We start from the raw sequence: 2,818 nt of genomic DNA, 5'->3' as shown, positions 1-2,818 counted from the left end.
CGCGGTCTGCACGGACGGCAGCGACATGGCGGGCCTGTAGGCGGCCTGTGTGGAGGAGCTCGGCTTGCTCGGGGTCGTCGGCGCGGTCGCGGCCTTGCGCGGAGGCAGGGGCGGCGGGGCCTTCGGCGGCGCGGCGGGACGCGCGGCAACGGGTGCACCCGTCCCCACGGAAGCCGTCTCCGCCTCCAGGCTCTCGCGCAACTCCGCGAGTGGATCCATCTCCTCTGACGACGCGCCCATGTAGGCCCAGGTTAACTCCAGTTGGGGCTCTTCTCCAGGAAAGCCCGAGACGGGTACGCGCCACGCTCTCCCGGCTGGTCTCCGGGCGCACAACAGGGTCGCGACGGGTCGCTCCAGGCGTTAGGGACTGGTCGGAAAGGCCGCCGGCTTGCCTTGCCTACCCCCACTGCCGGTGTCAGGTTCAGACGTTCCATGGCTCAGCGCTACACACTTCCCAACGGGCTCACCGTCGTCTTCGAGGAGCAGCACGCGGCGCGAGTGGCCGCCTTCCAGGTGTGGGTGAAGGCCGGCAGCGCCGATGAGCGCCCGGACCAGGCCGGCCTCGCGCACCTGCACGAGCACATGCTCTTCAAGGGCACCGCCCGCCGCGGCCCCGGGGAGATCGCCCGCGACATCGAGGCCCACGGCGGAGAGATCAACGCCTGGACGTCCTTCGACCAGACGGTCTACCACATCGTCATCGCCAGCCAGTTCGCCCGCATGGGCCTGGACATCCTCGGCGACGCCATCCGCGCCTCCTCCTTCGACGCGGACGAGCTGGCCCGGGAAATCGAGGTGGTGTGCGAGGAGATCAAACGCAGCCAGGACACGCCGGCCCGGCGCGCCTCGCGCGACCTCTTCTCCACCGCCTACCAGGAACACCCCTACCGCCTGCCCGTCATCGGCACCGCGGAGAGCGTGCGCGGCTTCACCCGCGACAAGGTGCTCGAGTTCTACCGGCGCCACTACACGCCGAAGAACCTGGTGCTGGCCGCCACGGGCGATTTCACCGAGACGGAGCTGCGCGGGTGGGTGGAGGAAATCTTCGGCGGGGACTGGGGCCGACCCTATGAGGGCTCCATGGCCCGCCCGCGTGAGCCGGAGGTCACCCGCCGCCGCGTGCTGCTGCGCCCGGACGAGGTGAAGGAGGCCTACCTCAACCTCGCCTTCCTCATCCCCCAGGCGGACCACCCGGACGTGCCCGCGCTGGACACGCTCGCCATGCTCGCCGGGCAGGGCGATGCGTCCCGGCTGGTGCTGGAGGTGAAGCGCAAGCGCGGCCTCGTCAACGACGTGCACGCGTACGCCTACACCCCGAGGGATCCCGGCCTCTTCAGCGCCAGCCTCACCCTGCCCGCCACGAAGCTGCCCCAGGCCCTCGAGGAGACGGTACGGGTGCTGACCGCGCTGCGCACGAGCCTGGTGCCCGCGGACGAACTGGCCACGGTGAAGGCCCTCATCGAGGCCGAGGCCATCTACCAGCGCGAGACGGTGCAGGGTCTGGCGCGCAAGCTGGGCCACTACCAATCCTCCATGGGGAACCTGGAGGCGGAGGCACGCTACTACGAGGCCATCGCCCGGCTCACCCCCGAGCACATCCGCGAGGTGGCCGAGCGCTACCTGCGCTTCGACCGGGCCATCGTCACCGGGCTGCTGCCCCAGGGCTCCACCTTCAGCGCCGAGCAGGCCGAGGAGATTCTCGACCGGGTGTCGAGCGAGGCCCCTACCACCCCACCCGAGCGCCGCACCTCCAAGGCCGCCCCCGCCGAGCCCGCGCTGCGCGTGGGCCGCACCACCCCGGCCTCCCCGGGACGGATCGTGGAGGAGCGGTTGCCCTCGGGCGCGCGCATCCTCGTGCGCGAGGAGCCGGCCGTGCCCCTCTTCGCCGTGCGCGCCGCCTTCGCCGGCGGCCTGCGTTACGAGACACCGGAGACCAACGGCCTCACCACCCTGCTCGGCCGTTGCCTCACCCGTGGCACGCCCTCGCATGACGCCGAGGAGATCTCCCACCTCATCGACGACCTCGCCGGCTCGCTCAACGGCCAGGGGGGCCGCAACTCGGTGGGCCTGCGGGGCGAGTTCCTCTCGCGCCACCTCCAGCCCGCCTTCCGCCTCTTCGCGGACTGCCTTCTCAACCCCAGTTTCCCCGAGGCCGAGGTGGCCCGCGAGCGCGCCCTGCTGCTCCAGGACATCCTCACCCGCGAGGACAAGCCGAGCGGCCTGGCCTTCGATCTCTTCGGCCGCACGCTCTTCCGCACGCACCCCTACCGGCTGTCCACCCTGGGTGAGCAGGCCTCGGTGGAGAAGCTGGGGCCGGACGCGCTGCGCGCCTACCACGCCGCGCACATGGACCCCTCGCAGCTCACCCTGTGCGTGGTGGGAGACGTGAGGGTGGACGAGGTGCTCGCGCTCGCGCACGAGGCCTTCGGCACCTCCCGGGGCCGCGCGGGGCCTCCGCCCCAGGTGCGGCCCGAAGCGCCTCCCGAGTCCCCGCGCACGGACAAGCGGGTGCTGGCGCGCGCGCAGACGCACCTCGTCCTGGGCTTCCGGGGCGTGCGGATCGACGACCCCCGGCGGCACGCGCTGGAGGTGCTCTCCACGGTGCTGAGCGGTCAGGGCGGTCGCCTCTTCGTGGAGCTGCGCGACAAGCGCTCCATGGCCTACAGCGTCAGCAGCTTCTCCATCGAGGGCGTGGATCCGGGCTACTTCGCCGTCTACATGGGCACCAGCCCCGAGAAGGTGGAGGCCGCGCTCGAGGGCATCCGCGCGGAGCTCTCCCGCGTGCGCGACGAGCCCATCCCCGAGGCGGAGCTGTCCC

At 71.9% G+C, this 2,818-nt stretch carries 1 protein-coding gene and 1 pseudogene; one reads left to right on the top strand and one right to left on the bottom strand.

The window, feature by feature from the left end:
* A pseudogene (locus tag VF794_RS34665) lies at positions 1-219 on the bottom strand (hypothetical protein); the annotation flags it as partial.
* A 213-nt stretch (positions 220-432) separates the two neighbouring features.
* Here VF794_RS34665 and VF794_RS34660 point away from each other — a divergent pair.
* Positions 433-2,818 (top strand): pitrilysin family protein (locus VF794_RS34660; protein WP_331117406.1); only part of this gene is annotated, 2,386 nt, incomplete at its 3' end.

The organism is Archangium sp., assembly GCF_036389735.1.
GTDB lineage: Bacteria > Myxococcota > Myxococcia > Myxococcales > Myxococcaceae > Archangium.
Note: the sequence above shows the minus strand (reverse complement) of the source record. Positions and strands in the feature narration are given on the sequence as shown.